Here is a 277-nt window from a genome sequence, read left to right as displayed (position 1 = left end):
GCCATCATCTGGCCCCATACTCCGCCTTTAAACGTCAGTTGGTTCACATCACCTGAACTGGTATCAATACTGAAAAGATTACTGTTGTGTGAAAAAATGACCGCGCTGTCATCATACCACCAGCTAATTTTTCCATGCCAGAGTGCACCGGTTTTAAGCTGAATCAGCTGCCCAGTTTTAACGTCCAGCAGCATAAGCTTGTCTTCTTCCTCATTTGGCAGACGGGCAACAAAGGCAATGTAGCGACCGCTGTTGGACCATTGAGGGTACTTTACCA

The 277-nt window shown here is 46.9% G+C and carries 1 protein-coding gene; it reads right to left on the bottom strand.

Annotation, left to right across the window (positions count from 1 at the left end; translation table 11 throughout):
- On the bottom strand, positions 1 to 277 hold a 277-nt coding region (locus R0J87_RS19905), incomplete at both ends, for a hypothetical protein (RefSeq protein ID WP_498888414.1).

This window comes from Halomonas sp. SIMBA_159 (assembly GCF_046536035.1).
GTDB classification, from domain to species: domain Bacteria; phylum Pseudomonadota; class Gammaproteobacteria; order Pseudomonadales; family Halomonadaceae; genus Vreelandella; species Vreelandella venusta_A.
The sequence above is the reverse complement of the archived record's forward strand: the minus strand, read 5'-3'. Positions and strand labels throughout refer to the sequence as shown.